Annotated in this window: 1 protein-coding gene and 2 pseudogenes; 1 reads left to right on the top strand and 2 read right to left on the bottom strand. The window is 55.7% G+C overall.

From position 1 onward, the window contains the following. Positions 1-217 precede the first annotated feature (217 nt). Entirely contained in the window at positions 218-913 is a 696-nt protein-coding gene (locus QZ571_RS18450; RefSeq protein WP_295537628.1) for a FadR/GntR family transcriptional regulator, read from the top strand. Positions 914-1,163: 250 nt separating this feature from the next. On the opposite strand, the pseudogene QZ571_RS18445 reads toward QZ571_RS18450, so the two are convergent. Together QZ571_RS18445 and istB are read right to left on the bottom strand one after the other, a co-directional pair. Beyond that, positions 1,164-1,507 (bottom strand): annotated as a pseudogene (locus QZ571_RS18445) (integrase core domain-containing protein); the annotation flags it as partial. Positions 1,508-1,637: 130 nt separating this feature from the next. Further along, a pseudogene (gene istB / locus QZ571_RS18440) lies at positions 1,638-2,293 on the bottom strand (IS21-like element helper ATPase IstB).

Genomic DNA, 2,293 nt, shown 5'->3' with positions numbered 1-2,293 from the left:
TATTGTCGCGGCCCGCAGATGTATCACGGCACGATCTCACCGCTAATTTTCAAGCCTGTTTTACTGGCGCAATCAGCGACTTCGTGAGCGAACTACGGAACGGGCAGCCATTCCAGAGCGATCGCCTGGATAATCTGCGCACGCTAAGACTTATGGAAGAAATTTAGCGGGCAGCCGACGTTGACGTTGGAAATGTTCAAGAACAAGGGAGAGGACATTGTCTGAGATCGAACACCCGTCACTCGCCGATCAGGTGTTTGACCAGTTACTAACCCAAATCCTTGAGGAACAATATCCAGTCAACTCCCGACTGCCCTCAGACCAGACGCTGGCATCGAGCGTTGGCGTGTCACGCCCGGTTCTGCGCACGGCACTTGCGCGTTTGCGCACCGATGGAATAATCCAGTCTAGGCGCGGCTCGGGCAATTACATCCGACGACGCCCTGATCGGCAGGTGGTCAGCTTCGTACCGCTCGGCTCGATTGCCGATATTCAGAGATGCTATGAGTTCCGCGTCGATGTCGAAGGAGCTGCAGCCGCTTGGGCTGCGCGTCGTCGCGATGCCGAAGATCTCAAGCAAATTGAAAACGCCTTTCAGATTCTGGAAAGCTCCTACATCCAGCAGGAACTCGGCATTGATGCCGACCAAAAGCTCCATTTGGCGATCGCGCGCGCCTCAAAAAACAGATTCTTCGTATCGGTTCTGGAGGCGCTCGGGCCGCAAATCTCCTTCGGCGTCAAACTGTCACGCTCGCTGACGCTCCTCGACGTACCCTCTCGACAAGAACTTGTGCTAGCTGAACACCGCGCGGTACTGGATGCCATACGCAAGGAACAACCTGACGCTGCGCAAGAGGCGATGCAAAAACACATTACTGCCGCAAAAAACCGAATGTTCGTCGGGCCAGACTGAGCCGTATCAGACTGTTGACGCCGGATTTTTCGTCGACAAGAAGGGGCTTCCAGCGGGACAATATCATATTCACTCGGCCGTGATCATGAATGTCGATCTAGCATTGACCTGAGCTCCAAGTCTCCGCCAGCTTTGCGCGGAGTCCTTGGGGTTAATTTTTTGGTGTTAGGCAGCCATCTTGTCCATCGCTTTTCCCTGCAAAAAACTCCATCGGGATCAGGTTGCCCAAGGTTGAGTGTGGTCTGCTCTAGTTGTAATCCTCATGCCATTCTTCAAGCGTTTTGCGAGCATCGCGCATGTGTCGAACAGCGTTTCATTCAAACACTCGTCCCGCAGTTTTCCATTAAAGCTTTCGATGAAGCAGTTCTGCTAGGTCTTTCCGGGCGCGATGTAGTGCCAATCGATGCCCGTATCCTGAACCCATTTGAGGATCGCCATGCTGGTGAACGCAGTTCCGTTGTCTGAAACTATTGTTTTTGGCATGCCGCATTCGGCGATGATCTGAACCAGTTCACGTGCAACGCGGTAGCCGGATAGCGACGTATCAGCCACCAGCACCAGATTCTCACGACTGAAGTCATCAACAACGGCCAGATTGTCAAACGGCACGCAATCTTGACCCCTAATCGGCGTCCCAAAATGCTCCCCTCTGGCACAACGGAAGCTGACCCGATGCGGTGTAGCCATCACGCAGCGCTGCCGTATCGGGCCAGCGGGTCTTCGGTCACTCGCGGGTCTTGAACCGCCAGCTTTCGTTGCCGGTTTCGACGATGTCGCAATGGTGGGTAAGGCGATCAAGGAGCGCGGTCGTCATCTTCGCATCGCCGAAGACCGATGGCCATTCGCCGAATTCGAGGTTTGTCGTCACGATGATCGACGTTCGCTGGTAGAGCCGGCTGATGAGGTGGAAGAGGAGTTGTCCGCCGGTTTGAGCGAATGGCAGGTAGCCGAGCTCGTCGAGGATCCGGAAGTCGAGGCGACACAGCAAGTCCGCGGTGCGCCCCTGCCGGTCGGCGCGGGCCTCAGCGTCGAGCTTGTTCCCAGGTCCACAACATTGAAGCATTGGCCGCGCTTGCCATGTCGTATGCAGGCTCGTGCGATACTAACGGCGAGATGCGATTTGCCGGATCCAGTGCCTCCGATCAGCACGACGTTGCACTGCTGATCGAGGAAGTCACCTGTTGCCAGATTGCGCACCAGCGTCTCGTTCACAGGCGTGTCCTCGAAGGCGAACTCATCGACTTCCTTTGCCAAAGGCAGTCGCGCGATGGTCAGCTGATACTTGATTGAACGTGCCTGCTTCTCGCTGATCTCGGCGTTCAACAGGTCACCGACGATCTGCTGCGGCTCGTGCTGCCGCTTCACTGCCGTGATGATGAT

This window comes from uncultured Thioclava sp. (assembly GCF_913064665.1).
Classification (GTDB): Bacteria; Pseudomonadota; Alphaproteobacteria; order Rhodobacterales; family Rhodobacteraceae; genus Thioclava; species Thioclava arctica.
The sequence above is the reverse complement of the archived record's forward strand: the minus strand, read 5'-3'. Positions and strand labels throughout refer to the sequence as shown.